The organism is Streptomyces flavofungini (assembly GCF_041028215.1).
Lineage (GTDB): Bacteria > Actinomycetota > Actinomycetes > Streptomycetales > Streptomycetaceae > Streptomyces > Streptomyces flavofungini_B.
On record NZ_JASKYR010000749.1, the window covers coordinates 1 to 3,220 of the forward strand.

Consider the following 3,220-nt stretch of genomic DNA (forward strand, 5'->3'; position numbering starts at 1 on the left):
GGGAGACGGGCCGCCCGTCCGCGGCGGTCCCCCGGATCTCGGCGCCCGCCCCCGTGTCGCGCACCTCCTCGACGTGCGCCTCCACGCGGCGCAGCCTCGGTTCGGCGTCGATGCGGGCGCCGACCAGGGCCTCGAAGGAGCTGGACCGGAGCATCTTGTAGCGCAGCGGGGCGGGGGAACCGGAGACCCGGGTGCCGTCGGGGGCGCATACCCGCAGGGTCTCCCACTCGGCGGAGAGCGCGTCGTCGAACTCGCCCCCGGGCTTCTCCCAGTAGCACCAGGTCCGCTCGGGCGGTCTGGCCGGGCCCGGTGGTGCGTCGATGAGCGTCACGGCGGGGACGGGGCCCCAGCCGGGCTCGGGCGCGCACAGCCGGTGGGCCAGGGAGAGCCCGGCGGCGCCCGCGCCCACCACGGCGATCTCGCAGTCGTCCACGCGTCACCTCACCCTCGTCGCACTGCGCGCCGGCGCACGTCGCCCGCGCCGTCCCGGTCGGTCAGGATTCCGCACGGGGCCGCCGCACGGATGCAGGCGTGCGGGAATTCCCGCCTTTCGACGGGATTGATCGCCCCGATGCGCGCCGGAGGCGGGCGGTAGAGTTGTCGATCGCCCGAACGACTTCCTTCGCGGCGCTTCCCCCGGCCGAGAACGAGTCCGACAGGTATCCGCTTTGCCCATGTCCGCACTGTCCCCGGTGTCGCGCCCGCGCGGTCTCCGTCCCGACTGGCTGTCCGACCCGAAGGTCTGGCGCACCGAGATCCTGGGCGGCCTCGTGGTCGCTCTCGCGCTGATCCCCGAGGCGATCTCCTTCTCCGTCATCGCGGGGGTCGACCCGGCGATCGGGTTGTTCGCGTCCTTCACGATGGCGGTGACCATCTCGGTCGTCGGGGGCCGCCGCGCGATGATCTCCGCGGCGACCGGCGCGGTCGCCCTGGTCATCGCCCCGCTCAACCGGGAGCACGGCCTGGGGTACCTGGTGGCCGCCGTGATCCTGGCCGGTGTCTTCCAGATCGTCCTCGGTGCGCTCGGCGTCGCCCGGCTGATGCGCTTCGTGCCGCGCAGCGTGATGGTCGGCTTCGTCAATTCCCTGGCCATCCTCATCTTCATGGCACAGGTGCCCGAGATGCACGACGTGCCCTGGCCCGTCTACCCGCTGATCGCGGGCGGTCTCGCGCTCATGGTGTTCTTTCCGAGGATCACCAGGGCGGTGCCCGCCCCGCTGGTCTCCATCGTCGTCCTCACCGCGGTCACGGTGGCCGCCGGGATCGCCGTGCCGACCGTGGGCGACAAGGGCGAGCTGCCCTCCTCCCTGCCGGTGCCCGGGCTGCCCGATGTGCCGTTCACCGTGGACACGCTGAAGCTCATCGCGCCCTACGCGCTGGCGATGGCGCTGGTGGGGCTGATGGAGTCGCTGATGACCGCCAAGCTGGTGGACGAGATCACCGACACCCACTCCTCCAAGACGCGGGAGTCGATCGGCCAGGGCATCGCCAACATCGTCACCGGTTTCCTCGGCGGCATGGGCGGCTGCGCGATGATCGGCCAGACCATGATCAACGTCAAGGTGTCCGGCGCCCGGACCCGCCTCTCCACCTTCCTCGCGGGCGCGTTCCTGATGGTGCTCTGCGTCGTCTTCGGGCCGGTCGTCTCCGACATCCCCATGGCCGCCCTCGTCGCCGTCATGGTGATGGTCTGCTTCGCCACCTTCGACTGGCACTCGATCGCCCCGAGGACGCTGAAGCGCATGCCCGTCGGGGAGATCGCCGTCATGGTCATCACCGTGGCCTGCGTGGTGGCGACCCACAACCTCGCCGTCGGCGTCGTCGTCGGCTCCGTCACCGCGATGGTCATCTTCGCCCGGCGCGTCGCGCACCTGGCCGATGTCACCTCCGTCGCGGAACCGGACGGGAACAGCGTGGTCTACTCCGTGACCGGCGAGCTGTTCTTCGCCTCCTCCAACGACATCGTCGGCCGGTTCGACTACGCCGTCGACGCCGAGCGGGTCGTCATCGACCTCACCTCCGCGCACATCTGGGACGCCTCGTCGGTCGCCGCCCTCGACGCCGTCGAGACCAAGTACGCCCAGCGCGGCAAGAAGGTCGAGATCATCGGTCTGAACGAGCCGAGCGCCCGCATCCACCGGCGGCTCAGCGGCGGACTCACCGGCGGTCACTGACCCCGTCCCGCTCCACCGGGAGCCAGAGTTCGGCGTCCGCCTCGGTCCCGTCCGCCGAGAGACGGGTGCGCAGGATCTCCGGGCCGGGACGGCCGCGGTAGGGGTTGGACGGGAACCACTCCATGAAGACGTCCCGCCACAGCTCCTGGATGGCCCCCGGAGCGGGCCCTGAGGTGGTGAAGACCGCCCAGGTGCCCGCGGGGACCGTCAGGACGGCGGCGCCCTCGGGCACCGCGGAGAGGTCCGCCGAGGTGACGACCCCCTGGTAGTAGTCGAGTCCGGTGCCCTCGGCGCGGCCGGGGTCGAGGTCGTCGCAGACCGAGACGGTGCCCCTCGGCTCCTGGTCCGAGAGCGCCTCGAGGCGCGCCGCGCGCTCCGGGCCGATCCCCCGGACGAAGTCGATGATCGCCTGGTTCGGCCCCGCGTGCACCAGCGGCACCCGTGCCTTCGGACCGACGACGCTGAACCGCGGCTTGTCGAGGACGCGGTACCGCATGCTGCCGCTCCCCTCGACGGTGAGGCGGAAGGTCAGCCGGGGCTGGGAGACGAGCGCGGTGCCGGTCCGGCGGGCCTCGCCGGGGCCGACTCCGTGCATGGCGCGGAACGCCCGCGCGAACGCCTCGCCCGAGCCGTACCCGTAGCGCACCGCGATGTCCAGGAGCGACTCGCGCCCGGCGAGCACCTCGGCGCCCGCCACGGTGAGCCGTCTGCGCCGGATGTACTCCGCCAGCGGCATGCCCGCGAGCGCCGAGAACATCCGGCGCAGGTGGTACTCCGACGTGGCCGCCGTGCGCGCCAGCCCGGCCGGATCGATGCTCCGGTCGAGATGGCGCTCGATCTGCTCCATCGCCTGGTTGAGCCGCTCCAGCACGCCCGTGCCCTTCCGTCGGTCCCTTCCCCGGCCACGCTCGCCGCCGGCGCCGCCCGGTCGCCGCTCCGCGCCGCGCGTGTCGTAGCGTATTCGGCATGTCCACGCCGCCACAGCCCGGTGGTTTCGGTCCTGCCCCGTCCCCCTACGGACAGCAGCAGCCGCAGCCGCCCTACGC

The 3,220-nt window shown here is 72.3% G+C and carries 3 protein-coding genes; 1 reads left to right on the forward strand and 2 read right to left on the reverse strand.

Annotated elements, in window-relative coordinates:
• The coding region (locus AB8Z36_RS33725; RefSeq protein WP_369217193.1) for a lycopene cyclase family protein at positions 1–433 on the reverse strand (433 nt) is incomplete at its 3' end.
• A gap of 241 nt (positions 434–674) precedes the next feature.
• Between AB8Z36_RS33725 and AB8Z36_RS33730 the strand changes: the two genes are divergently transcribed.
• Positions 675–2,174: a SulP family inorganic anion transporter gene (locus tag AB8Z36_RS33730; protein ID WP_369217194.1), complete on the forward strand. Its 1,500-nt coding sequence runs from the start codon at positions 675–677 to the stop codon at positions 2,172–2,174.
• Here AB8Z36_RS33730 and AB8Z36_RS33735 read toward each other — a convergent pair.
• Positions 2,158–3,045, reverse strand: a complete 888-nt coding sequence (locus AB8Z36_RS33735; protein ID WP_369217195.1) for an AraC family transcriptional regulator — start codon at positions 3,043–3,045, stop codon at positions 2,158–2,160. The two genes, AB8Z36_RS33730 and AB8Z36_RS33735, sit on opposite strands and share 17 nt — an antisense overlap.
• Positions 3,046–3,220 lie beyond the last annotated feature (175 nt).

Coding starts and splice junctions, on each gene's coding strand:
- AB8Z36_RS33730 (WP_369217194.1), top strand. CDS start 675: ATGTCCGCACTGTCCCCGGTGTCGCGCCCGCGCGGTCTCCGTCCCGAC.